Source organism: Nonomuraea sp. NPDC051941 (genome assembly GCF_044593615.1).
The window spans coordinates 20,573-42,257 of record NZ_JBIUCF010000038.1; the positions used below are offsets into that span (position 1 = coordinate 20,573).

The 21,685-nt window shown below is 71.6% G+C and carries 24 protein-coding genes, 1 tRNA gene and 1 pseudogene; 10 read left to right on the plus strand and 16 right to left on the minus strand.

Going from position 1 to position 21,685, the window contains the following annotated elements; translation table 11 throughout:
* Positions 1 to 29: 29 nt before the first annotated feature.
* Positions 30 to 263 (minus strand): hypothetical protein, encoded by a 234-nt coding sequence (locus ACIHFD_RS45795; protein WP_397372247.1) that lies wholly within the window; start codon positions 261 to 263, stop codon positions 30 to 32.
* A gap of 84 nt (positions 264 to 347) precedes the next feature.
* On the opposite strand from ACIHFD_RS45795, the gene ACIHFD_RS45800 reads away from it, so the two are divergent.
* Together ACIHFD_RS45800 and ACIHFD_RS45805 are read left to right on the plus strand one after the other, a co-directional pair.
* Complete coding sequence (locus ACIHFD_RS45800; protein WP_397372248.1) at positions 348 to 944, plus strand: TetR/AcrR family transcriptional regulator; 597 nt, start codon at positions 348 to 350, stop codon at positions 942 to 944.
* The gene (locus tag ACIHFD_RS45805; protein ID WP_397372249.1) at positions 941 to 1,426 is read left to right on the plus strand and encodes a DUF6653 family protein; all 486 of its coding nucleotides are present in this window, start codon (positions 941 to 943) and stop codon (positions 1,424 to 1,426) included. The genes ACIHFD_RS45800 and ACIHFD_RS45805 overlap by 4 nt, the downstream gene beginning before the upstream one ends.
* Positions 1,427 to 1,491: 65 nt before the next feature.
* Here the strand turns inward: ACIHFD_RS45805 and ACIHFD_RS45810 are convergent.
* Positions 1,492 to 1,564 (minus strand) — tRNA-Ala (locus ACIHFD_RS45810).
* A gap of 105 nt (positions 1,565 to 1,669) precedes the next feature.
* On the opposite strand from ACIHFD_RS45810, the gene ACIHFD_RS45815 reads away from it, so the two are divergent.
* Both ACIHFD_RS45815 and ACIHFD_RS45820 read left to right on the plus strand, forming a co-directional pair.
* A complete protein-coding gene (locus tag ACIHFD_RS45815; RefSeq protein ID WP_397372250.1) occupies positions 1,670 to 2,353 on the plus strand; it encodes a tRNA-dependent cyclodipeptide synthase in 684 nt (227 codons plus the stop codon).
* A gap of 27 nt (positions 2,354 to 2,380) precedes the next feature.
* Positions 2,381 to 2,902, plus strand: a complete 522-nt coding sequence (locus ACIHFD_RS45820; RefSeq protein ID WP_397372251.1) for a hypothetical protein — start codon at positions 2,381 to 2,383, stop codon at positions 2,900 to 2,902.
* A 5-nt stretch (positions 2,903 to 2,907) separates the two neighbouring features.
* On the opposite strand, the gene ACIHFD_RS45825 is transcribed toward ACIHFD_RS45820, so the two are convergent.
* The 3 genes from ACIHFD_RS45825 to ACIHFD_RS45835 form a co-directional block, all read right to left on the minus strand.
* Positions 2,908 to 4,383, minus strand: coding sequence for a von Willebrand factor type A domain-containing protein (locus ACIHFD_RS45825; protein ID WP_397372252.1), 1,476 nt, complete (start codon positions 4,381 to 4,383; stop codon positions 2,908 to 2,910).
* 153 nt (positions 4,384 to 4,536) lie between these two features.
* Positions 4,537 to 5,040, minus strand: a complete 504-nt coding sequence (locus tag ACIHFD_RS45830) for an isoprenylcysteine carboxyl methyltransferase family protein (RefSeq protein ID WP_397372253.1) — start codon at positions 5,038 to 5,040, stop codon at positions 4,537 to 4,539.
* Complete coding sequence (locus ACIHFD_RS45835; protein ID WP_397372254.1) at positions 5,037 to 6,101, minus strand: type III polyketide synthase; 1,065 nt, start codon at positions 6,099 to 6,101, stop codon at positions 5,037 to 5,039. The genes ACIHFD_RS45830 and ACIHFD_RS45835 overlap by 4 nt, the downstream gene beginning before the upstream one ends.
* Here ACIHFD_RS45835 and ACIHFD_RS45840 point away from each other — a divergent pair.
* Complete coding sequence (locus ACIHFD_RS45840; protein WP_397372255.1) at positions 6,100 to 7,071, plus strand: helix-turn-helix domain-containing protein; 972 nt, start codon at positions 6,100 to 6,102, stop codon at positions 7,069 to 7,071. The two genes, ACIHFD_RS45835 and ACIHFD_RS45840, sit on opposite strands and share 2 nt — an antisense overlap.
* Before the next feature lie 3 nt (positions 7,072 to 7,074).
* Here the strand turns inward: ACIHFD_RS45840 and ACIHFD_RS45845 are convergent, their stop codons facing one another.
* Together ACIHFD_RS45845 and ACIHFD_RS45850 are read right to left on the minus strand one after the other, a co-directional pair.
* Entirely contained in the window at positions 7,075 to 8,163 is a 1,089-nt protein-coding gene (locus ACIHFD_RS45845; protein WP_397372256.1) for a methyltransferase, read from the minus strand.
* Between the two features lie 44 nt (positions 8,164 to 8,207).
* Positions 8,208 to 8,846: a helix-turn-helix domain-containing protein gene (locus ACIHFD_RS45850; RefSeq protein ID WP_350741756.1), complete on the minus strand. Its 639-nt coding sequence runs from the start codon at positions 8,844 to 8,846 to the stop codon at positions 8,208 to 8,210.
* A 22-nt stretch (positions 8,847 to 8,868) separates the two neighbouring features.
* On the opposite strand from ACIHFD_RS45850, the gene ACIHFD_RS45855 reads away from it, so the two are divergent.
* Entirely contained in the window at positions 8,869 to 9,285 is a 417-nt protein-coding gene (locus tag ACIHFD_RS45855) for a hemerythrin domain-containing protein (protein ID WP_355204815.1), read from the plus strand.
* 6 nt (positions 9,286 to 9,291) lie between these two features.
* Here ACIHFD_RS45855 and ACIHFD_RS45860 read toward each other — a convergent pair whose 3' ends face one another.
* On the minus strand, positions 9,292 to 9,813 hold the full coding sequence (locus tag ACIHFD_RS45860) for a TetR/AcrR family transcriptional regulator (RefSeq protein ID WP_397372257.1): 522 nt from the start codon (positions 9,811 to 9,813) through the stop codon (positions 9,292 to 9,294).
* Between the two features lie 80 nt (positions 9,814 to 9,893).
* On the opposite strand from ACIHFD_RS45860, the gene ACIHFD_RS45865 reads away from it, so the two are divergent.
* Entirely contained in the window at positions 9,894 to 10,559 is a 666-nt protein-coding gene (locus tag ACIHFD_RS45865) for an SDR family oxidoreductase (protein ID WP_397372258.1), read from the plus strand.
* A gap of 12 nt (positions 10,560 to 10,571) precedes the next feature.
* Here the strand turns inward: ACIHFD_RS45865 and ACIHFD_RS45870 are convergent.
* Both ACIHFD_RS45870 and ACIHFD_RS45875 read right to left on the minus strand, forming a co-directional pair.
* Positions 10,572 to 11,462 (minus strand): annotated as a pseudogene (locus ACIHFD_RS45870) (LLM class flavin-dependent oxidoreductase); the annotation flags it as partial.
* Entirely contained in the window at positions 11,463 to 13,589 is a 2,127-nt protein-coding gene (locus ACIHFD_RS45875) for an LLM class flavin-dependent oxidoreductase (RefSeq protein WP_397372259.1), read from the minus strand.
* A gap of 53 nt (positions 13,590 to 13,642) precedes the next feature.
* On the opposite strand from ACIHFD_RS45875, the gene ACIHFD_RS45880 reads away from it, so the two are divergent.
* Positions 13,643 to 14,104: a MarR family transcriptional regulator gene (locus ACIHFD_RS45880; protein ID WP_350741750.1), complete on the plus strand. Its 462-nt coding sequence runs from the start codon at positions 13,643 to 13,645 to the stop codon at positions 14,102 to 14,104.
* 109 nt (positions 14,105 to 14,213) lie between these two features.
* On the plus strand, positions 14,214 to 15,017 hold the full coding sequence (locus ACIHFD_RS45885; RefSeq protein WP_397372260.1) for a hypothetical protein: 804 nt from the start codon (positions 14,214 to 14,216) through the stop codon (positions 15,015 to 15,017).
* On the opposite strand, the gene ACIHFD_RS45890 is transcribed toward ACIHFD_RS45885, so the two are convergent.
* The 3 genes from ACIHFD_RS45890 to ACIHFD_RS45900 form a co-directional block, all read right to left on the minus strand.
* Positions 14,993 to 15,385, minus strand: a complete 393-nt coding sequence (locus tag ACIHFD_RS45890; RefSeq protein WP_350741746.1) for a DUF3224 domain-containing protein — start codon at positions 15,383 to 15,385, stop codon at positions 14,993 to 14,995. The two genes, ACIHFD_RS45885 and ACIHFD_RS45890, sit on opposite strands and share 25 nt — an antisense overlap.
* A 35-nt stretch (positions 15,386 to 15,420) precedes the next feature.
* Positions 15,421 to 16,197: an LLM class flavin-dependent oxidoreductase gene (locus ACIHFD_RS45895; protein ID WP_397372261.1), complete on the minus strand. Its 777-nt coding sequence runs from the start codon at positions 16,195 to 16,197 to the stop codon at positions 15,421 to 15,423.
* Positions 16,198 to 16,288: 91 nt separating this feature from the next.
* A complete protein-coding gene (locus ACIHFD_RS45900) occupies positions 16,289 to 17,497 on the minus strand; it encodes an FAD-binding protein (RefSeq protein WP_397372262.1) in 1,209 nt (402 codons plus the stop codon).
* A 79-nt stretch (positions 17,498 to 17,576) separates the two neighbouring features.
* Here ACIHFD_RS45900 and ACIHFD_RS45905 point away from each other — a divergent pair, with 79 nt between their 5' ends.
* The gene (locus ACIHFD_RS45905; protein ID WP_363966426.1) at positions 17,577 to 17,921 is read left to right on the plus strand and encodes a PLD nuclease N-terminal domain-containing protein; all 345 of its coding nucleotides are present in this window, start codon (positions 17,577 to 17,579) and stop codon (positions 17,919 to 17,921) included.
* Here the strand turns inward: ACIHFD_RS45905 and araA are convergent.
* Genes araA through araB form a run of 3 tightly spaced genes read right to left on the minus strand, consistent with a single transcriptional unit; the run spans position 17,918 to position 21,641 of the window.
* Entirely contained in the window at positions 17,918 to 19,372 is a 1,455-nt protein-coding gene (gene araA, locus ACIHFD_RS45910) for an L-arabinose isomerase (RefSeq protein ID WP_397372263.1), read from the minus strand. The two genes, ACIHFD_RS45905 and araA, sit on opposite strands and share 4 nt — an antisense overlap.
* The gene (locus tag ACIHFD_RS45915) at positions 19,369 to 20,016 is read right to left on the minus strand and encodes an L-ribulose-5-phosphate 4-epimerase (protein ID WP_350741736.1); all 648 of its coding nucleotides are present in this window, start codon (positions 20,014 to 20,016) and stop codon (positions 19,369 to 19,371) included. The genes araA and ACIHFD_RS45915 overlap by 4 nt, the downstream gene beginning before the upstream one ends.
* 2 nt (positions 20,017 to 20,018) lie before the next feature.
* A complete protein-coding gene (gene araB, locus ACIHFD_RS45920) occupies positions 20,019 to 21,641 on the minus strand; it encodes a ribulokinase (protein ID WP_397372328.1) in 1,623 nt (540 codons plus the stop codon).
* Positions 21,642 to 21,685: the final 44 nt, after the last annotated feature.

Consider the following 21,685-nt stretch of genomic DNA (forward strand, 5'->3'; position numbering starts at 1 on the left):
TTTAGTCAGGGAATCTCTCCTTCGCGAGGTCACATCCACGGACCGGCGACCGGCACCGTGCTGTAGTCCTCCCCCGTGACCGGGCGGATGTCCTTCCAGTGCACCCATCGCGCGCCCTCGCTCGCCTGCGGCGGCCAGAGCAGGAATCCCCATCGCACCCCTTCGGCATCGTCGCCCCAGGCCAGCAGGTAGCGGGCCGCCGTGGCGTGCTCCACGACGGGCGGGCGCCAGAGCTCGGGCAGGTCCTGCGTGTCGGTATCCATACCGATCATTATACGAACACGCATTCGATATCTCCAGGAGTGCTAGGCTATGACTGAATATCCGATCCAGTCATAGGGACACACATGGCTGTGGCATTCACGACCGAGGACCGGGCGCGCATCACCGCGTCCCTGCTCGACACCGCCGAAGAGCTCTTCGCCACCCAGGGCCTGAAGAAGACCTCGCTCGACGAGCTGGTCGCGGCCTCGGGCATCGCCAAGGGCAGCTTCTACGCGTTCTTCGAGTCCAAGGAGGAGCTGTACAAGGAGGTGATGATCCGCAGGGCGCCCATGCTCGGCAGGCGGCTGGCCGCCGCCCTGGACCGGCCGCCCGGCGTCGAGGCGCTCGCCCACATCATGCGCGAGTTGATCGACGTGCTCTCCACCGACCCGTTCTACCGGCGGCTGCTCACCCGGCCCGAGGAGCTGGAGGCGGTGGCGCGCAGGGTCGGGGCCGAGGAGGTCGCCCGCATCACGCCCCACCTGCTGACGCCGCTGCTCGATTACCTCGCCCGGGGGCAGGCCGACGGCGTCTTCGTCGCGGACGTCCCGCCCGAGGTGCTGGTCGGCGTGCTGCGCACGGCCGGCCTGCTGGTGCTCAACCGCGACAGGTTCGGGCCCGACCACTCCCAGGTGGTCGAGGCCACCATCAACGCGCTGGCCAGGGGGCTCGTCGCATGAATGTGCTGAAGAAGTACGCGCAGGCCGCGGGCATGACGGACGAGGCGTGGAAGCGGCACGCCAACCCGTGGAGCGTCTGGACCCGGTTCGCCGCCATCCCGCTGATGATCGCGGCCATCTGGAGCAGGGAGTGGCTCGGCTGGTGGGCCCTCGCCCCGGTGGGCCTGGTCGTCGTCTGGCTGGCGGTCAACCCGCACGTCTTCCCGGCGATCGAGCAGCCCGGAAGCTGGTCGGCTCGGGGCATCTACGGCGAGAAGCTGTGGCTGCGCGACCGGTCGCTGGTCACCGGCGACCACCGCAACGTGCAGCGGCTGCTCATCGGGGTAGGCTCGGTGGGGTTCGCGCTGCTCATCTGGGGGCTGATCACGCTCGACATCTGGCCGACGATGTTCGGCGCCACGCTGGTCACGCTCGGCCAGCTCTGGCGCATCGACCGGCTCGGCCAGCTCTACCTGGCCCACCGCGACACCGCCGGCGAGTAGGAACGCCGGGACAACGCGAAACCGCCCCTGCCCATCGAGTTGGGGCAGAGGCGGTCAGGTCGGGGTGGAGCTATGGGGATTCGAACCCCAGACCTCCTCCATGCCATGGAGGCGCGCTACCAACTGCGCCATAGCCCCTTGCTGCGTGTACGAGTGTATCCGACTTACGGACCCCTCAAGCACACGTTAAAAAGTAAGCATACGCAGGGTAAAAGCTTGCTACTGTCCGTTGCCGTGCCCAGCGTGCAACCACTGCCCCTGACCCCGCGATGCGCCCAGCTCCTCGACCGCCGCGAGCATGCCGTGATCGGCGTCAGCGCGCTCAACGGGTACTTCACCCCCCGCACCATCAGACACCTGCTCGACTGGGCGACCCGGACGTTCGCCCGGGTGCACGTCCTCGTGCCCGGCGTCGAGCTGGCCGGGACGCTGGTCGCCAGGGGGTGTCCGGAGGCCAAGGCCGGGGCCAAGGCGAGGGCGGCGGCCAACAACACGCGCAACCGGGTGGTCCGCGCGCTCGACGCCCTCGACCCGCCCAACGCCACCGTGTTCGACTGGAACGAGCTGGCCTCCGTCCCGGCCTACGACTGCGCGCGGACGAGGCTGGAGCGGCTGTTCGCCACCGATCCGGTCTTCAGGGAGCACTGCATGGACGCGGTACGGCCGATCGTCGGCGCGCCGGAGCTCTCCCGCGAGCAGGCCGAGAACGCCCTGCCGTTCCTCCTGGCCGAGCTGCCCTTCGTGATCGACACCCCGTCGATCCTCGGCACGGGCTCGTCGGTGTTCTGCTACCCCAGGCCGATGCCGATGGTGGACCTGCTCTACGCCGGCCTGCTGGCGGTGCGCCCGGCATCCGCACAGGGATTCGTCTCCACCGCATTGACACAGGCGGCCCGCCCCGCCGACCATCTCAGTAACACTCTGTAAAATCATCGTCACCAAAGGTGGCCGGCTATGGATGCGGATGCTCGAAATGCTGGACATGCGTTCGACACGAGCGACATGGATCACAACGGCTATCTCGACCACCGCGACATGATCGTGGTCGCCTCGGCGCTGTGCGCCCGGCTCGGGCTCTCGGGGCAGGGCGCACAGCGGGTCGCGGACGCGTACGAGCGGGTCTGGCAGTACGCCGTCCACAACATCGGCACCGACCCCGAGGGCCGCATCAGCAGGGAGTCCTACATCGGCTACGCGCTGGCCCCGGAGCTCGACCGCGCCGAGTTCGTGGCCAACGTGGTCAGGCCGATCACCGACGCCCTCTGGGACGCGCTCGACGACGACGGCGACGACCGGCTCGACCGGGCCGAGTTCCTGCGCCTGTGGTCGGCGTACGACGTGGCGGGGGCGGCGTCACGGGCGTCCTTCGATCGGCTGCGCGGCAACAAGGTGGCGCACGTGTCGAAGGACGGGTTCGCCCAGGCGATGTACGACTTCTACTACAGCTCCGCCACCGCCGCCCCCATACTCGGCTGAAGCCCCTACCCCACCGATCGGGCCTGGTCGATGAGCTGGACCAGCTCCGTCACCATCGGGTCCTCGGTGGCCGGCGCCAGCCGGGCGGCCTGCTCCTTGAGCTCGGGCAGGTCCATGCCGAACGCCTTGCGGTCCCGCAGGTAGACCGCGAACGCGGCCACCACCACGTCCACCTGGAACCTGACCGGCGCCTTGTCCAGCGACGCGGCCAGCTCGTCGGCCCGCAGCGACTTGCTCGCCTCGGAGGCGGACCGGGTGTCGGGGTCCTGCCAGCGCACGGTGGCCTGGGCGAGTTGCCCGTCGGCGCCCGGCTTGAGACGCAGCGAGTAGAGCGCGGTCACCGAGTGGCCGGGGCCGATCTCGCCGCCGTCCTGGGTGTCGTCGCGGAAGTCCTCCGTGTTCAGCGCGCGGTTCTCGTACCCGATGAGCTGGTAGCTCTCCACGACCGACGGGTTGAAGACCACCTGGGCCTTGGCGTCGCGCGCCCGCAGCTCGATGTTCGCGGGCAGTTGCGTGGTGAAGACCTTGTCGGCCTCCTCCTGGCTGCTGACGTACACGGCCATGCCGTCGCCGTTGTCGGCGAGCTGCTCCATCAGCTCGTCGCCGTAGTCGCGGCCGACGCCGACGGTGAGCAGCGTGACCTGCTTGCCCGCGTACTCCTTGACCTGGTCGAGGATGGTACGCCACTCGGTGGAGCCCTGGTTGGCCAGGCCGTCGGAGAGCAGGATGACCCGGTTCGTGGCGGCGGGACGGAATGCCTTGGACGCCTCCTGGTAGCCGGTGACGAGCCCGGCCGAGAGGTTCGTGCCGCCCGAGACGGTCAGCTCGTTCACCGCGTCGCGCAGCTCCTGCCGCGCTGTCAGCGGGGTCATCGACGCCAGCACCTCGGCGTCGTCGCTGAAGGACACGATCGACACCTGGTCGCCGGGCGCGAGCTGATCGAGCAGTTTGAGCAGGGCCGACTTGACCAGGTCCAGCCGCCCGGTCTCGGCCATCGAGCCGGACACGTCCACGACGAACGTGAGGTTGGCGGGCCGCCGCGCCGCCGCGTCCGATCCGCGCGTCTGCAGGCCCACGCGCAGGATCGCCTGGTCGCGCTCCGGCAGCTTCGCGCCGTCCACGTGCACCGCGAAGCCGTCGTCCGACGGCGGCGCGTAGTCCTGCCGGAACGCGTTGATCCACTCCTCCGGGCGGATCTCGCCGGGCGCGGGCCAGCGGCCTCCCCGGAGGGTCTGCCGGGCGTAACCGTACGAGGCCGTGTCCACGTCGAGGGCGAACGTGGAGATCTGGGCCGTGGTCGTGTCCTCCTCGCCGTTCGTCTTGGCGGGTGACGCGGACGGGCGGACCGGGGCCGGTTCCGCGTTCGCCGGAGCTTTCGCCGCGCGTTCACCGCTGGTCGAGCTTCCGGAGCCGCCTCCGCACGCAGTGAGGGCGAGCAGCGCAACAATGCCGATTCCCGCCGCTAAAGGGCGAAATTTCATTGCAACCACCTCCATGCCCTACGACGGAACTTGATCCGCCCAGGCCGAGCCGGTGACGTAAGCGAGCACAAACCGCGATCGACGCGTGATCAGTCGTGACTGCCGCGACAGCTGGGGTGACCAGGAGTACGTCCGGGCCATCGGGCTGTGGCCCTAGCGTGACAATGCCGCGTCCTCGACCCGCACCCGTACGGTGAGCAGTACCGCGTTGGCGGCGGCGAAGGCCGTCGCGGTGAGCCAGGCCGAGTGCACCAGCGGCAGCGCGAGGCCCTCGGCGACCACGGCCACGTAGTTGGGATGCCGCAGCCACCGGTACGGCCCCCGGTCCACCAGCGGCATTCCCGGCACCACGACCACGCGGGTGTTCCACTGCCTGCCCAGCGTTCCGACGCACCACCAGCGCAGCCCCTGGGCCAGGACGACGACCGCCAGCATCGGCCAGCCCAGCCAGGGGACGAAGGGGCGGCCGAGCAGCCCCACCTCGGCGGGCGCCGCCCCGAGGAGCGCCGCGTGGGCCAGGACGATCCAGGGGTAGTGCCGCCGGCCGTACTCGACGCCGCCCCTGGACCTGGCCCAGGCCAGGTTGCGGCGGGCCACCGCCAGCTCGGCCAGCCGCTCCAGCGCGACCAGCCCGATCAGGACGAGGTACGCGCTCACCAGTGCAGCAGCAACAGCTCGGCGGAGAACCCCGGCCCCAGCGCGAGGAGCACGGCAGGCGCGTCCGGCCGGCCCCGCGTCTCCTGGAGCACGTGGAGCACCGAGACCGAGGACAGGTTGCCGTGCTCGCGCAGCGACCGCCAGGTCACGTCGAGCGCCTTGGGAGGCAGGTCGAGGGTCCGCGCGATCGTCTCGATGACCTTGGGGCCGCCGGGATGGCAGACCCAGGTGGCGACCTGCCCGGGGGTCAGGCCGTAGTCCGCCAGGAACGCCTTGATGTCACCGGCCAGCACCTGCTCCACGAACGTGGTCAGGTCCGGGTCCAGCACGATCCGGAACCCGTGCGGCCCGACCTCCCAGCCCATGAGGTGCTCGGTGTCCGGATAGAGCCGGCTGCGGGTGGCGACGACCTCGGGACCCTGCCCGCGCCCGGTCGCCACGACGGCCGCCGCGCCGTCCCCGAACAGGGCGCTGGCCACCAGGTTCGCGACCGAGGTGTCGTCCCGCTGGATCGTCAGCGAGCACAGCTCGACGCACACCAGCATCGCGACGTGGTCGGGCCAGCCGCGCAGGTAGTCGTGCAGGCGCGACAGCCCCGACGCGCCCGCCGCGCACCCGAGGCCGAACACGGGCACCCGCTTGACGTCCGGCCGCAGCCCCACCCGCTGGGCCAGCCTGGCGTCGAGCGAGGGCGTGGCGATGCCGGTGGTCGAGCAGAGCAGCAGGTGATCGACCCGCTCCGGGCGCACGCCGGCCTTGTTCAGGGCGCCCTTGACGGCCTGTTCGGTCAGGTCGAGGGCGGTTTCGAGGTAGATGGCGTTCGCGCGGGCGAAGGAGTCGAGCTTGGTGTAGTCGGCCAGCGGGAGCGCGAGATTGCGGCCTTCCACGCCGGCCGCCGCATGGAATCGGCGCAGCAGTTCCTCGTCGCAGTCGGTCAGCCGGGAGAACGCCTCGGTGATCTCCACCTGCGCGTAGCGATGATCCGGCAAAACGGTCTGCACAGCCGATATATGCATATACCTCTCTTGCCGCTGAAAGGCTGGGGCTAACATGCGAGGCATGCTCCTGCCGCATCCCTCCAGGCCGCACCGGGTGGCCGTGCTGGCGTTCGACGGCATGGCGCCGTTCGAGCTCGGCTGCGTCGTGGAGTTCTTCGGGCTGGCCCGGCCCGAGCTGGACCTCCCGTGGTACTCGCTCGCGGTGTGCGCGGAGACGCCGGAGCCGCTGCGGGTGGTGGGCGGGTTCACCATGCAGGCGGCGCACGGGCTGGACGTGCTGGCCGAGGCCGACACGGTGATCGTGCCCGGGGTGGCGAACGTGCGTGGAGAGGTCTCCGGCGCGCTCGTGTCCGCGCTGCGGCTCGCGCACTCGCGCGGCGCGCGCCTGGTGTCGATCTGCTCGGGCGCGTTCGCGCTGGCGGCGGCCGGGCTGCTCGACGGGCGCGAGGCCACCACCCACTGGAAGTACGCCGAGCTGCTCCAGGAGCGTTTCCCGCTCGTCCGGGTCAACCCCTCGGTCCTGTACGTGGACGGCGGCGACGTGCTGACCAGCGCGGGCAGCGCGGCGGGCCTCGACCTGCTGGTCCACCTCGTACGCGGCGACCACGGGCCGAACGTGGCCAACTCCGTGGCCCGCCGCCTGGTCATACCGCCGCACCGGGAGGGCGGTCAGGCGCAGTTCATCCAGGCCGCCGTGACGCCGGTGGCGGACGACGGCGGGGTGGCCAGGGCGATGTCGTGGGCCCTGGAGCACCTGGCCGGGCCGATCGCCGTGGCAGACCTGGCCAGGGTTGCGCACATGTCGGAGCGTTCGTTCATCAGGCACTTCAAGCGGCAGACCGGCACCAGCCCGCTGCGGTGGGTGATCTCGCAGCGGGTGGCGGCCAGCCTGCCGATGCTGGAGTCCACCGGGGCTCCGGTGGAGGAGATCGGGGCGGCGGTCGGGTTCGAGAGCGCGGTGACGTTCCGGCACCACTTCACGCGGGCCATGCGGACGTCGCCGTCGGCGTACCGGCGGGCCTTCAGCGCGTGACCCTCAGGTCGTGAGCCTCCACAGGGAGGTGACCTCGGCGGCGCGGGCCTCGTGCAGCGGGTCCTGCTCGTCCTTCGGCCGGTGGTGCCGGGGCGGGACGTCCAGGCGCCCGGCCACGCGCAGCCCCGCCCGCTCGAACGCGGCCGACAGGTCGGCCCTGGTGCGCAGGCCGAGGTGCTCGGCCAGGTCGGAGAGGATGAGCCAGCCTTCGCCGCCCGGCTCCAGATGCCCGGCGAGACCGTCGAGGAACCCGTTCAGCATCCGCCCGCCGGGATCATAGACGGCCTGGTCGAGGGGCGAGACCGGCTTGGCGGGCAACCACGGCGGGTTGCACACGACCAGCGGCGCTCGGCCGGACGGGAAGAGGTCGGCGCGCACGACCTCCACCCGGTCGTCCAGACCGAGGCGGGCGAGGTTGTCCTCGGCGCACTCGACGGAGCTCCGGTCGAGGTCGGTGGCCACGACCCGGTGTACGCCCCGCCTGGCCAGCACGGCGGCCAGCACGCCGGTGCCGGTGCCGATGTCGAAGGCCAGCCGGTGGTCCTCCGGCAGCGGCGCCCGCGCGACCAGGTCGACGTACTCGCCCCTGATCGGCGAGAACACGCCGTGGTGCGGGTAAATGCGGGCCTCGAGCGCGGGGACGTAGACACCCTTGTGCCGCCATTCGTGGGCCCCGATCAGGCCGAGCAGCTCGCGCAGCTGGCCGACCGCCGGCGGGGCCTCGGCGCCGTACACCTCGGCGCACGCCTCGCGCACGTCCGGCGCCCTGCGCAGCGGCACCACGTGGCCTTCCGCGAACGGGACGAGCAGCATGCCCAGCGTGCGGGCGCGCTGGGAGCGGGCCTGGCGGTAGCGGTGGAACCCGGTGCCGGGGGCGGCGGGCTTGCACCGGCGCCCCATGGCCGACAGCAGCTGGCGAGCGTTCTGGAAGTCGCCCTGCCAGAGCAGCGCGGTGCCCTCGCAGGCCAGCCGGTAAGCGGTGTCGGCCGTCATCCGGTCGTCGGCCGTGACCACCCGCCTGGGTGGCGGCGCGCCCAGCGCGGAACGCCAGATCGCCGAACGTTCCTGCCCTGCCTCGGTCCAGTGGATCATCAGAACCCGACCGTTTCACATGCCGCGCCCGCGCGGCCACCCATTTACGGCAGCAGGCCGTCCACCAGGGCGCGCAGCCCCCGGGCGTAGGTGTCCTGCGCGGTCAACTCCTCCCACCGTACGCCCACCGCGCTGATCAGCGGGAACTCTTCGGGATCCAGCTCGGCGAACACCCGCTCCCGATACGTCGGTCCCCCTTCCGCCCGCCGCTTCCCGGCCGCCGCCCGGGAGCCGAGCTCCCCTGCCGTGTAGTGCCAGATGATCCGGTACGCGTCCACGGCCCGCTCGACCGACAGCCCGGCGCGTACGGCGGCGTCGATGATCTTCTCCGGATACCAGAGCGCGCCGACCGAGAGCAGGTCGTCGGCCCTGAGCACGTCCACGATCCACGGACAGCCGGACAGCCCGTCGCGCATGGCAGTGGCCACGGCCACCACGCACTCGCGCGGCTCGTCCGGCAGCTCGGGCCTGGGCATGCCGGCGGCGTAGTCGTCGAGGAGGAGCAGGAGCAGCTCCTCCTTGTCGCGTACGTGGTGGTACAGCGCCATCGCCGTGCTGCCGACCTCCTTGGCGAGCCTGCGCATGGTGAGGCCGCCGACTCCGTCCTCCTCGATGACGCGGTGAGCGGCGGCCACGATCTCCGCCCGGGAGATCCTGGGCGGCCTTCCTGTACGTGCGGGCATCCTGCCATGCTACTTTCTATACATGTACGAAAACTCGGCGCGGCTCGTCGCCTGGGGTGACGAGCTGATCAAGCTGCACGACGGTTTCCGGCGCGACCTGGCCAACCTGCGCTCGTCGCGCGGGACGGACCTGCGTACGCACTGCCTGGCGTTCTGCGACGCCCTCCACGCCCACCACGAGGGAGAGGACGGCGCGCTCTTCCCCCACCTCGCGGGCGAGCACCCCGAGCTGGCACAGGCGCTGGAGCGGCTACGGGCGGAGCACGTGGTGGTGGCGCGGCTCATGGAGCGCATCCGCGTCCTGCTGGACGAGGACGGCGACGGCGTGGCGGCCGAGCTCGACCGCCTGGCCCGCGAACTGGAGGCACACCTGGACTACGAGGAGGAGCAGCTGGTGCCCATCCTGAACACGATGGAGACCCTCCCGGACGAGGTCTGACCCGGACTATCTGGCGCGCAGGGCGTCGAGGCTCAGCGTGAAGTGGCGGCGCCACCGCTCGGGATCGGCCTCCGCCACCCGCGAGCTGGCCATCATGAAGAACGCCAGGTCGATCGGCCCGACGTCCGCCCGCAGCGCCCCCGCCCGCTGGGCCCGCTCGACGAGCCGGACGATCAACCGGTTGACCTCGGACTCGTCGCTCCGGTGCGCCAGGCACACCAGCTCGGTGAAGGCGCGGTCCCTGGCCTGGAGCTCGCACGTGCGCTCCAGGAACCGCACCAGCCCCTCCCAGGCATCGGGCTCCTCCAGCGCCCGCCGGGCCAGCTCGGCCCAGTCGCTCACCTTCTCGTCGAGGAGCGCGTCGATGAGGTCGCCGCGCTCGGGGAAGTGCCGGTAGAGCGTGCCGATCGCGACCCCGGCCCGCTTGGCCACGGCCTCCAACGGCGCCTCGACACCCCGCTCGGCCAGCACCTCCCTGGCCGCCTCCACGAGGGCGTCCCGGTTGCGCTGCGCGTCGCGACGGATCATGCCTCCATCCTAATGAAGTCGAGGGTGACCCTCAGGTTATGTGTTAACGTGAGGCCAACCCTCGACTTAAGGAGACTCCCATGAAGGTCGCGATCATCGGCGCGGGCCCCGGCATCGGCCTGGCGGTCGCCCGCCGCTTCGGCAAGGAGGGCTTCGACGTCTCCCTCGTCTCCCGCGGCCAGGACCGCCTGGCCGCCCTGGCCGCACAGCTCGGGGACATCCGGGTCACCACCCACGCCGCCGACCTGACGGACGGGCGCTCGCTGGAGGCGGCCCTGGCGGACATCGGCCCGGTGAACGTCCTGGTCTACAACGGCGCGGGCGCGGTGCGGTCCCTCACCTCCGCGCTGGAGGTCACCAGGGAGAGCGCCCAGGACGCCTTCGACAGCGCGGTGCTCGGGGCGGTGACGGCGGTCCGCGCGGTCCTGCCGCCCATGCTGGAGCGCGGCTCCGGCACCCTGCTCTTCACCTCGGGCATCTCGGCCGTCCATCCGCTGCCCTTCCTCGGCAACGTCGGCATCGCCGCGTCGGGCCTGCGCAACTACGCCCTGTCCCTGGCCGAGGCGCTGGCCGGCCGGGGCGTCCACGTGGGCCACGTGCCGATCTCCGCCGCCGTCGCCCCGGGCTCCCCCGCCTCCCCCGAAGCGGTGGCCGAGACCCACTGGCGCCTCCACGCGGCCCGTGACCTCCACGAGGTCGTCCTCGGCGACCTGGCCACCGTCAAGGCGGCGATCAGGGCGCTCTGACGGTCATTTTTCGCGTTCGGCCGTGACGAGCTCGCGGGTGGCCGGAGCGACCTCGGCCGCGAACAGCTCCACCACCGAGGGGTCGTCCGCCATCAGGATGAACGTGCTGACGCCGTGGTCCAGGGCGAGGCCGGCGAGCTCTTCCGCCCACTGGTCCGGCGGCCCGTCGAGCAGCCCGCGGCTGGAGCTCGCGAAGCGGCCCGAGAGGTTCAGCAGCCGGCGTACGTCGGCGGGCGAGCGGCCGGCGGACAGCGCGGCCTCGTCGATGTGCTTGTTCCCCTCCGTGAGGTCCCCGGGGCCGCCCTGCAGGTAGGACAGCGACGGCAGCCAGCCGTCGGCGGCGCGGCCGGTCAGCTTGAGCATCTTCGGTTTGTAGGCGCCGAGCCAGATCCCGATGTCATGGGCCGGGGCGGGGCCGCGTTTGGCGCCTTTGACCTGGTAGTACTCTCCGTCCACCCGGACGCCGCCCGGCTCGTCGGCCGCCCAGATCTCGCGGAAGATCCGGATCGCCTCCTCCAGTGCGTCCACGGCCTGGCCGGGGGACAGCCGCCGGCCGCCCATGGCCTCGATGGCGTCCCAGAACCCGCCCGCGCCGATGCCCAGCTCGAAGCGGCCGCCGCTGAGCAGGTCCAGGCCGGCCGCGCTGCGGGCCAGCACGGCCGGGTGCCGCAGCGGCAGGTTGAGCACGTTGCCGCTGAGCCGGACGCGCTCGGTGCGGGCGGCGACGTAGGACAGCAGGGTCCAGGTGTCGAGGAACTTCGGCTGGTACGGATGGTCCTGGAACGTCACCAGGTCCAGGCCGGCGCGGTCGGCCGCCACGGCCACCTCCACCGCGTGGGTGGCGGGCTGCGCCGTGGGGGTGACGAACGCGCCGAACAGCAGGTCGTGCCCGTAGTCGGTCATCTATGACTCCTCAGGTCGGATGTTGAAGTTGTCGCGGAAGACGTTGTCCGGGTCGTACCGTGCCTTGAGCTCGCGCAACCGCCGCAGGGTGCCCGGCGGGAACGCGTCGCCCAGCCGCTCGGGCCGCCCGTCGGTCTCGAAGCTGAGGTAGAGGCCGTTGACGTACGGCTCCAGCCGGGCCCACTCCTTGTCCACCCGCTGCCGGTTCGCCCCGAACGCGATGACCGAGAAATTGGCGGAGCGGTGGGCGTAGGCGGTGGCGTCGGCAGGGACGTCGGCCACCGCGCCGCCGACCGAGCGGATCTGGAAGAAGTAGACCGCGCCGCTGTGGATCAGCCGCGCCGCGGCGGCGGCGAACTCCGGGGTGATGTGCTCGACCAGCCCGGAGCGGGTGACCGGCTCCCCCTGGCCGTTGTGGGCGTCGCCGGCCGCGTTGGCCATGACGGCGGCGTACGAGGTGATCACGACCTGCTGGTCGAGCAGCGGGGCGATGTCCGCCATCGGCTGGAGCCGGTCGATGACGGTCTCCGGCACGCCCGCGTTGACCATGGCCATCACGTGCCCGGTCGCGGGACGTCCGGCGCGCGGCGGGCTCACGATGAGGAAGCTCGTGAGGTCGCGCGGGGCCGACTCCTGGACCGCGCCCCACCTTTCGAGGAACGCGGCCGTGTCCCGGGCGTCCATGACGAGCTGCGCCCACCCCACGTCGCCGACCTCGTCCACCTCGAACTCGAACGCCGTGACGACGCCGAAGTTCGCGCCCGCGCCGCGTACCGCCCAGAACAGGTCCGCGTTCTCCGCTTCGCTCGCCCGCACCACCGAGCCGTCGGCGAGCACCATCTCGACGGCACGCAGGTGGTCGATGGTAAGGCCGTGGTCGCGGGCCAGGAACCCGAGGCCGCCGGCGGTGGCCAGGCCGCCGACGCCGACCCCGCCGTAGTCGCCGGAGCTGAGCGCCCACCCGTACGGCTCCAGGGCCGCGGCGACGTCCGTCCAGCGCGCGCCGGGCCCGACCCTGACCAGGCGGTTCGCCCGGTCGAGCACCTCGATGGAGTTCAGCCCGGACACGTCGACGACGATGCCACCGTCGTTGGTGGAGCGGCCGCTGATCCCGTGGCCGCCGCTGCGCACCCCCAACGGCAGGTGCGGGTGGGCCCGCGCGAACGCCAGCGCCTCGGCCACCTGGCCGGCGTCGCCCGGCCGGATGACCAGCCCTGGCGCCCCGCCCCGCAGGTACGTCGACCTGACCCGCGAATACCCCGGGTCGCCCGGCTCGATCACCGGGAGCGACGCGGGCACCAGGTCGTAGTCGATCCCGGCTCGCCGCACGGCGCGCACGGAGGCGCGGCGCAGCTGACGGCCGGTCGGTCCCACGGCCTCGCGCAGCGCGGGCGCCACCTCCAGAGCGAACCGTTCGACGGCCTCCGGGTCGTCCGACCTGAGGATGAACGTCCCGATCCCGTCCTCGACGGCCAGCGGGAGCAGGTCTTCCACGCCGGACCGCGCCGGGACGTTGACCAGCCGGCGGATCTCCCGGGGATCGCGCCCGGCCGCCACCGCGGCCTCGTCGATGAGCTTGTTCCCGGCCCTGATCCGGTCCGGCCCGCGCTCGTCGAGGGACACCAGCCAGCCGTCCGCCCGCTCCCCCACCAGCCGCAGCGAGCCCGCGTCGTCCGCGCCCAGCCAGATCGGCACGTCGTGCGCGGCCGGCGGCCCCGGCTGCGCGCCCCCGAGCCGGTAGTGCTCGCCGTCGAACCGCAGCGGCCCGCCGTCCTCGTCCCACATGCCGCGGATCACGTCGATCGCCTCGCCGGCCCCCTCAGCGGCGCCCAGCGCGAGCGACAACCGGCCGCCGGACAGCAGGTCGAGGCTGACCGCCGCGCGGGCGAGCACGGCGGGCGGGCGCAGCGCGAGGTCCAGGACGTTGGCCGACAGGCCCACCCGCGAGGTCCGTCCGGCCACCCATGACAAGAGCGTCCACGTGTCGATGGTGTCCGGATGATCCGGAAAGGTGACCAGGTCGTACCCCAGTTCCTCACTCCGGACCGCCAGCGACACGGCATCGGCTCCGGGGTCGGCTCCGGGGGTGATGAACGTGCCGAACGTCAGTGGATGGCCGTAGTTCATCCGAGCCCTCTCACACAATTAGGTTGATGCATCAACCATACTAGACTGTCGTCATGTCCACGCTCTCCACCCGTCAGGCGGCCCAGTGGGCCAGCTATCAGCGCATGCGCGTGCAGCTCACCGGGCGGATCAACCGGGAGCTCGCCGGGGCCACCGGCCTGTCGGAGGCCGACTACGAGATCCTCGCCCACCTCACCGAGTCGCCCGACGAGTCGATGCGGGCGCTGGCGCTGCGGTGCGGGCTGGCATGGGAGAAGAGCCGCCTGTCCCACCAGTTGCGGCGCATGGAGCAGCGCGGGCTGGTCACGCGCGCCGAGTGCGAGGAGGACAACCGGGGGTCGGTCATCCGGGTCACCGAGGAGGGCCGCCGGCTCGCCGCCGAGGCCAGGCTCCACCACGAGAGGGCCGTACGGCGCTACGTCGTCGACGTGCTGACCCCGGCCCAGCTGGAGGCGCTGGGCGCCATCGCCGAGACCGTGCTGGGGCAGCTCACGGATGAGGAGCACCAGGCATAGGACGATTGTCATGCCAAGGTCAGGATCGATGGCACCGGTCAACGCCGCGAAATCGCTTCCTGCTCCTGCTCGCCCCCACGTACGGCGGCGCCGCCGTGGTGATCCGGAGGTGGCCAGGAGGAAGGGGCTCGGGTGGCCGAGCATCGTGCTCATGGCCCTCGCCTACGGCGTGTTCGAGGAGGGCATCATGACGAGGTCGCTCTTCAACCCCGACTACGCCGGGCAGCGGCTGCTCGACCCCGGCTACGTCTCCGCGCTCGGGATCGGGGTGCCGTGGACGCTGCTCGTGCTGGCCCTGCACACGGTGTGGAGCGTGAGCGTGCCCATCGCGGTCATGGAGGAGCTGGCCGGCGAGCGGCGGACCACCCCGTGGCTGGGCAGGGCCGGTCTCAGCGTGGCGGCGGCGCTGGCCGTGCTGGGAGCCGCGTCGACCACGCTGTTCTCCTACCAGAGCGGGCACTTCCTCGCGTCCGTGCCGCAGCTCGTGTCCATCGTGGTGATCGTGGTCCTGCTGGTGGTGGCGGCCTTCCGGCTGCCGCGCCCGCGCCGGGCCGCCGGGCGGGCGCCGTCACCGTGGCTGGTGCTCGGGGCGGCGCTGGTCGCCGGGCTGGTGTTCGAGCTGCAGACGGTGATCCAGGGGCTGCCCGTCTGGCTGACCATCGCCGGGCTCGTCGCGGCCGAGGCGGGCATCGCCTGGGCGGCGCTCACCTGGGCGGCGCGCGAGGGGTGGGACGGCAGGCACCGGATGGCGCTGGCCGGCGGGGCGCTGCTGACCTACGCCTGGCACGCGTTCTTCTCCCACCCGCTGGTGCCGTCGTCCCTCGGGCTCGACCTCGCCAGCCACCTGGTGTTCGGGCTGGGAGCGGTGGCGCTGCTGGTCGTGGCGCTTCAGAGAGTGAAGTCGAATGTGTAGGAGTGCGAGCCGTCAGGGGCGATGATGATGTCCATCTCGCCCCTGAGCCCCCGCAACTCCCCCGTCGCCGAGTCGGGGACGACCGAGATTCTCAGCGACCGCTCGCCGCGGTCGCTGACCGCGTTGTGCTGCACGACGAAGGCCCCCGCGAGGCCGTCGAGGGTGCCTTCGATGCGCTCCAGCGCCACGTACGACCTCGAGTCCTCGACCTGCGTCGAGGCCGTCAGCAGGTGGACGACGCTGGTGGCCGTCAGGTCCCCGTGGAAGGTCTTGGACATGGTCACGAGCCCGATCGAGACGCCGTCACGCTCCACGAACGGTGCTTTGGCGTCCCAGCCTGCGGTGTCGAAGGTTCCCTTGGCGGTCATGGCTCCATCGTGCCGGTCATACCTGTCAGGTCCCGTCAGGTACCGGTGAGGCGTTCCACCACGGGCGCGAACTCGTCCAGGTACTGGGCGTTCACCGACACGTACGAGACGCCGAGCCGGTCGCGGCGCCTGCGCAGCGTGTCCGCCATCTCGTCCACGGTGCCCAGCAGGACGCCGGTGCCGCCGGCCGGGACGTTCAGCCAGGAGGGCGGCTCGGCCCCGGCGGCCGCGAGGTTCATGCTGAGCTCCAGGTCGTGGAAGCGGTCGCCGGCCAGCTCGTACAGCTCGTCCAGCTTCGCCGCCACCTGATCCTCCGTGTAGTGCGGCGGCAGGCCGAGCGCCACGGTGTCGGCCCTCTGGGCGGCGAGCTTGAGGAGCCTGGTCCCGGACGCGGCGACCAGGACGCGTACGTCCTTGACCGCTTCGATCGTCCGGGCGACGCGTTCGATGCGCTGGCCGGGCGTGCCGTACCCGACGCCGAGCGCCGCGGCGTCCCGCTCCGCGTCCGGGCGTCCGGCGCCCAGGCCGAGCTCAAAGCGCCCGTCGGTGAGCGCGTGCAGGGTGGCGGTCTCCCACGCCACGGCCTCGGGAGTCCGGTTGGCGGCGCTCAGCACGAACGTGCCGACGCGCAGGGTCGTCGTGGCCGTCGCGGCCACGGCGGCGGCGACGAAGGGCGACAGCGTGCCGAGCGTGTCGGGGACCAGCAGCGTCGAGTAGCCGAGGCTCTCCGCCCTGCGGGCCAGGCCGGTCCACGCGCCGGCGTCGGTGGCATGTCCGGCGACCGCGCCGAACCTGAACGGGTGATCGGTCATGCCACCAACGATCGCGGATCCGCGCCCCGGCGACATCGTCCCCCGGACCGGTGGTCTCCTACATCCGGGGGCGCATACCCGCGCGAGAGTGCTACTCCTGCAGCAGTATCCGTGTGAAGTCGTTGGCGAACTTGCCCTCGGGGTCGAGCCGCCGTGCCAGCGAGCGGAAGTCGCCGGGGCACTCGGGCCGGCGGGTGAACAGCTTGCCCCAGTGCGGCCTGGGCGCGAACGGCGCCAGCGTCTCCTCCACCAGCTCCAGCACCGGCAGCACCGCGGCCACGTCCCTGATCCAGGTGAAGTGGATGCCGACGCTGTCGCGACCGCGGAAGGGGCTCAGCCACAGGTCGTCGGACGCGATCGAGCGCACCTCGGAGATCTGCAGGACGGGCCGGATGCGGTCGCCGATCGCGTACAGCTCGCGCAGCGCCTTGACCGCGTGCTCCCGGGGCAGGATGAGCTCCGACTGCAGCTCGTTGCCCGCGCCGCTCGGCTCGGCGTCCGGCCGGAAGTGCGGCAGCCGCTCGTGCCACGGCCCGGGCACGCCGAGCTGGACCGTGCAGTTCTCCGCCGACATCGCGGGCAGGGGGTGGCGGGGGCCGTCGGCCGGGGTGGTGCCGTGCCAGTCGGCGCCGGTCAGCTCCTCGGTGCTCTTCAGCCAGACGCGGGTGTCGCGCCAGTCGGTGAAGAGGCTGACGCTGTAGGCGGCGGACATGATCTGGTCGAAGTCGGCGAGCGCGGCCACGGTCAGGCCCTCGCGTACGTACTGGCGCAGCTCGAAGGCCGGCACCAGGTCGAGGGTCAGCGAGGTGACGACGCCGAGCGCGCCGAGGGCCACCACCGCGCCGGGGAAGTCGGTGTCGCCGCGGGAGAGGGTGAGCACGGAGCCGTCGGCGGTGACGAGGTCGAGCGAGGACACGGCCGAGGCCAGGCCGGGGATGGCGTCGCCGGATCCGTGCGTGCCGGTCGCGACCGAGCCGGCCACGGAGATGTGCGGCAGCGAGGCCATGTTCGCCAGCGCGAACCCGGCCCGGTGCACCTGCGGCGCGAGCCGCGCGTACGTCATGCGCGCGGGCACCCGCACCGTGGCCGCCGCGCTGTCGATCTCCACCGCGTCCGGCATCCGGTCGAGCACGACGAGGTCGCCGTCGGTGTCCGCGACGTCGTTGAACGAGTGGCCGCTCCCCAGCGCCCGCACGCGGGAGCCGGCCGAGACGAGCCGCTGGAGCTCGTCGAGCGAGGTCGGGTGATGGACATCTTGCGCCCGAAATGCGGTGTTTCCCGCCCAATTGGTCAGCGTCACGGCATTACCTTCCCACAAACCACCTTGTCAGCCCCGCCCGGGTGCCGCTAGCTTCGGGAGCCGCTGACGGAGGTGTGCCGTGCTCTACCTGTCCGAGGCTGTCGGCCTTGTCACGCTCGTGCTCTGGCTCTACTGCCTCTTCGACGCGATCACCACACCCGACGTGCTCTGCAGGAACCTGCCGAAGATCGTCTGGGTGGTCGTCGTGCTGTTGTTCCCGCTGATCGGCTCCATCGCCTGGCTGGTGGCGGGCCGGCCGGACCGGTCGCAGGCGGCCACGCGGCCGAACGCGTTTCCCGAGTACGACCGCCCGGGCCGCTTCGCCGCCGGCAACCCGGACGACGACGAGGAGTTCCTGCGCCGCTGCCGCGAACGCGCCGAGGAGCAGCGCAGGAACGCCCCCAAGAAACCGCCCGAGGACTAGAAGCCCTGGGCCAGGCGGTAGTACGCCTGGTTCCAGCGGATCTCCTTGGTGAACCGCTCGGTCGTCGTGTCGGCGTCGATGATCAGCAGCTCCACACCGAGCATGTCGGCCAGGTCGGTCAGCTCCGCGCGGCCGATCGCCGTGGAGAGCACCGTGTGGTGCGGCGCGCCCGCGGTGAGCCACGACTCCGTGGACGTACGCAGGTTGGGGCGGGGGTTCCAGACCGCGCGGGCGACCGGCAGCTTGGGCAGCGGCTGGGGCGGGGCCACGAGGTCGATCTCGTTGGCCACCAGCCGGAACCGGTCACCCATGTCGGCCAGGCCCACCACGATGCCGGGGCCGGGCTCGGCGTCGAACACGAGCCGGACCGGGTCCTCCCGGTTGCCGATGCCCAGCGGGTGGATCTCGCACGACGGCGTGCCGGAGGCGATCGAGGGGCAGACCTCCAGCATGTGCGCGCCCAGGATGAGCTCCTGGCCGGGCGACAGGTCGTAGGTGTAGTCCTCCATGAACGACGTGCCGCCGGGCGCCATGGACTTCAGGGTGCGCAGGAGGACCGAGGTCTTCCAGTCGCCCTCGCCGCCGAAGCCGTACCCGTCGGCCATGAGCCGCTGCACGGCCAGGCCGGGGAGCTGGCGCAGGCCGCCGAGGTCCTCGAAGTTCGTGGTGAACGCCCTGAAGCCGCCCGTCTCCAGGAAGCCGCGCAGGCCCAGCTCGATCCTGGCCGCGTAACGCAGCGACTCGTTGCGCTCGCCGAGCAGCTCGGGAGCGACGGTGTACTGCTCGGCGTACTCCTTGACCAGCGCCGTCACGTCCGCGTCCGAGGCCGCGTCCACGGCCTCCACCAGGTCGTTCACGCCGTACGTGTTGACCGAGACGCCGAAGCGGAGCTGCGCCTCCACCTTGTCGCCCTCGGTGACCGCCACGTCGCGCATGTTGTCGCCGAAGCGGGCCAGCTTCAGCGTGCGCACCTCGGCCAGGCCCTTGGCGGCCCGCACCCAGGTCAGGATGCGCTCGCCCACGGACGGGTCACTGACGTGCCCGGCCACGGTCTTGCGCGGCACGCCCAGCCGCGTCTGCACGAACCCGAACTCGCGGTCGCCGTGCGCGGCCTGGTTGAGGTTCATGAAGTCCATGTCGATGGTGCTCCACGGGAGCTCCACGTTGGCCTGCGTGTGCAGGTGCAGCAGCGGCTTGCGCAGCGCGTCGAGCCCCGCGATCCACATCTTGGCCGGGGAGAAGGTGTGCATCCACGCGATCACGCCGGCGCACGAGTCGTCGGCGTTGGCCTCCAGCATCACGCGCCTGATCGCCGCCGCGTCGGTGAGCACGGGCTTCCACTCGACGGGCATGGGCAGCTGCTCGGCGATCCGCTGAGACTGCTCGGCCACCTGGCGCAGCGTGTCCTCGCCGTACAGCCCCTGGCTGCCGGTCAGAAACCAGATCTTCAACGCGGGCTCCTCTGTCCGTAGACGTTCTGATAGCGGTCGTACAGGCGGTCGATGTCGTCCTGCGGGATCGGCAGCGGCTCGCCGAGCTGCCTGGCCACGTGGACGGTGCGGGCCACGTCCTCGCACATGACGGCGGCCTTCACGGCCGCCTTCGGGTCCTTGCCGATGCTGAACACGCCGTGGTTCTGCATGAGGACGGCCTTGGAGCGGTGGCCCTTGAGCGTCTCGACGATGCCCTGGCCGATCGAGTCGTCGCCGATCAGCGCGAACGGGCCGAGGGGGATCTCGCCGCCGAACTCGTCGGCCATCGCGGTCAGCACGCAGGGGATGGCCTCGCCGCGCGCCGCCCAGGCGGAGGCGTAGGTGGAGTGGGTGTGCACGACGCCGCCGACGTCGGGCATGTTGCGGTAGACGTACGCGTGCGCGGCGGTGTCGCTGGACGGCGAGTGCTCACCCTCCACGAGGTTGCCGTCGAGGTCGCACACGACCATGTTCTCCGGGGTCAGCTCGTCGTACGAGACCCCGGACGGCTTGATGACGAACAGGTCCTCGCCCGGGACCCGGCCCGAGACGTTGCCCGCGGTCCAGACGACCAGGTTGTAGCGGACCAGCTCCGCGTGCAGGTCGGCGACGATCTTCCTCATGCTCATGCCTGGGCCTCGTTCCTGATCGCGCGGAGGGTGTGCAGCATCTTCCCGTCCCCGAAGAAGTCGTGGAGCCTGTGGTACTCGGCATAGAGCCGGTCATAGGCGTCGGCACTGACCTCGTCGGGCACGTACGCGGCCTCGGTGCGCTTGCCCATGGCCGCGGCGGCCTCCTGGATGCCCGGGTAGGCACCGGCGGCGACGGCCGCGTGGATGGCCGAGCCGAGCGCGGGCCCCTGGTCGGAGCCGATGACCGACAGCGGGCGGCGCAGCACGTCGGCGTAGACCTGCATGAGGAAGCGGTTCTTCAGCAGCCCGCCGGCGACCACGAACTCCTCGACCGGCACGCCCGACTTCTCGAACGTCTCCACGATCATCCGGGCGCCGAACGCGGTGGACTCGATGAGCGCCCGGTAGACGTCCTCGGGCTTGGTGGCCAGCGTCTGGCCGATGATCACGCCGGAGAGGTTGTGGTCCACGAGCACCGAGCGGTTGCCGCCGAACCAGTCAAGCGCGACCAGGCCGTGCTCGCCGACCGCCTGCTTCTCGGCCAGCGCGGTCAGGCTCTCGTGGTCGAGGTCGCCCCCGAAGTTGTCCACGAACCAGGCGAAGATGTCACCGACCGCGGACTGGCCGGCCTCGTAGCCCCAGAGGCCGGGCACGATGCCGTCGCGTACGACGCCGCACATGCCGGGCACCTCGGCGAGCTGGTCGCTGGGCATGATGTGGCAGGTGGAGGTGCCCATGATGGCCACCATCTGGCCGGGCCTGACGGCGTCGGCGGCGGCCGAGGTGACGTGCGCGTCCACGTTGCCGACGGCCACGGCCGCGCCCTCGGACAGGCCCGTCCACTGCGCGGCCTGCGCGGTCAGGCGCCCGGCGAGGCCGCCAAGGGGGGCCAGCGTGGTGCCGTTGACCTGGTCGCCGACCTGACCGGTGGCGAGCTTGCTCGCGAACCCGGCGAATCCGGGGTTGAGCTCGGCGAGGAACTCCTCGGACGGGTAGGAGCCGTCCTGGAAGATCCCCTTGTATCCCACAGTGCAGATGTTGCGGCTCTCGACGCCGGTGAGCTGCCAGATGATCCAGTCGGCGGCCTCGATCCAGCGCTCGGCCCTGGCGTACACCTCGGGGGCCTCCTCCAGGACCTGCAGGCCCTTGGCGAACTCCCACTCCGAGGAGATCTTGCCCCCGTAGCGCGGCAGCCAGCTCTCCCCCCGGCGCGCGGCCAGCTCGTTGATCCGGTCGGCGTGCGACTGCGCGGCGTGGTGCTTCCACAGCTTCGGCCACGCGTGCGGCTCGGACGGGGTCTCGACGCACAGCGGCGTGCCGTCCGCCGTCGTGGGCAGCACGGTGCAGGCGGTGAAGTCGGTGCCGATGCCGATGATCCGCTCGGGCGCGACGCCCGAGGCGGCGACCGCCTGGGGTACGGCGATCTTCAGCACGTCGATCCAGTCCTGCGGCGACTGCAGCGCCCAGTCCGGGCCCAGCCTCTCGTCGGATCCCGGCAGGCTGTGCTCGATGACGCGGTGGGCGTACTCGTGGACGGCACTGCCCAGCTCCGCGCCGTCACTCACGCGGACGACGACGGCACGCCCCGAGAGCGTGCCGAAGTCGACTCCGACCACGTAACTGTTAGCGTTCACATTCCACTCCAGGGGATTTTTTCTGT

Coding starts and splice junctions, on each gene's coding strand:
- ACIHFD_RS45865 (WP_397372258.1), top strand. CDS start 9,894: ATGAAGGTCGCGATCATCGGCGCGGGCCCCGGCATCGGCCTGGCGGTC.
- ACIHFD_RS45860 (WP_397372257.1), bottom strand. CDS start 9,813: ATGATCCGTCGCGACGCGCAGCGCAACCGGGACGCCCTCGTGGAGGCG.
- ACIHFD_RS45825 (WP_397372252.1), bottom strand. CDS start 4,383: ATGAAATTTCGCCCTTTAGCGGCGGGAATCGGCATTGTTGCGCTGCTC.
- ACIHFD_RS45840 (WP_397372255.1), top strand. CDS start 6,100: ATGCTCCTGCCGCATCCCTCCAGGCCGCACCGGGTGGCCGTGCTGGCG.
- ACIHFD_RS45800 (WP_397372248.1), top strand. CDS start 348: ATGGCTGTGGCATTCACGACCGAGGACCGGGCGCGCATCACCGCGTCC.
- ACIHFD_RS45915 (WP_350741736.1), bottom strand. CDS start 20,016: ATGAGGAAGATCGTCGCCGACCTGCACGCGGAGCTGGTCCGCTACAAC.
- ACIHFD_RS45845 (WP_397372256.1), bottom strand. CDS start 8,163: ATGATCCACTGGACCGAGGCAGGGCAGGAACGTTCGGCGATCTGGCGT.
- ACIHFD_RS45880 (WP_350741750.1), top strand. CDS start 13,643: ATGTCCACGCTCTCCACCCGTCAGGCGGCCCAGTGGGCCAGCTATCAG.
- ACIHFD_RS45835 (WP_397372254.1), bottom strand. CDS start 6,101: ATGCCTCGCATGTTAGCCCCAGCCTTTCAGCGGCAAGAGAGGTATATG.
- ACIHFD_RS45875 (WP_397372259.1), bottom strand. CDS start 13,589: ATGAACTACGGCCATCCACTGACGTTCGGCACGTTCATCACCCCCGGA.
- ACIHFD_RS45805 (WP_397372249.1), top strand. CDS start 941: ATGAATGTGCTGAAGAAGTACGCGCAGGCCGCGGGCATGACGGACGAG.
- ACIHFD_RS45895 (WP_397372261.1), bottom strand. CDS start 16,197: ATGACCGATCACCCGTTCAGGTTCGGCGCGGTCGCCGGACATGCCACC.
- ACIHFD_RS45850 (WP_350741756.1), bottom strand. CDS start 8,846: ATGCCCGCACGTACAGGAAGGCCGCCCAGGATCTCCCGGGCGGAGATC.
- ACIHFD_RS45820 (WP_397372251.1), top strand. CDS start 2,381: ATGGATGCGGATGCTCGAAATGCTGGACATGCGTTCGACACGAGCGAC.
- ACIHFD_RS45795 (WP_397372247.1), bottom strand. CDS start 263: ATGGATACCGACACGCAGGACCTGCCCGAGCTCTGGCGCCCGCCCGTC.
- ACIHFD_RS45855 (WP_355204815.1), top strand. CDS start 8,869: ATGTACGAAAACTCGGCGCGGCTCGTCGCCTGGGGTGACGAGCTGATC.
- ACIHFD_RS45890 (WP_350741746.1), bottom strand. CDS start 15,385: ATGACCGCCAAGGGAACCTTCGACACCGCAGGCTGGGACGCCAAAGCA.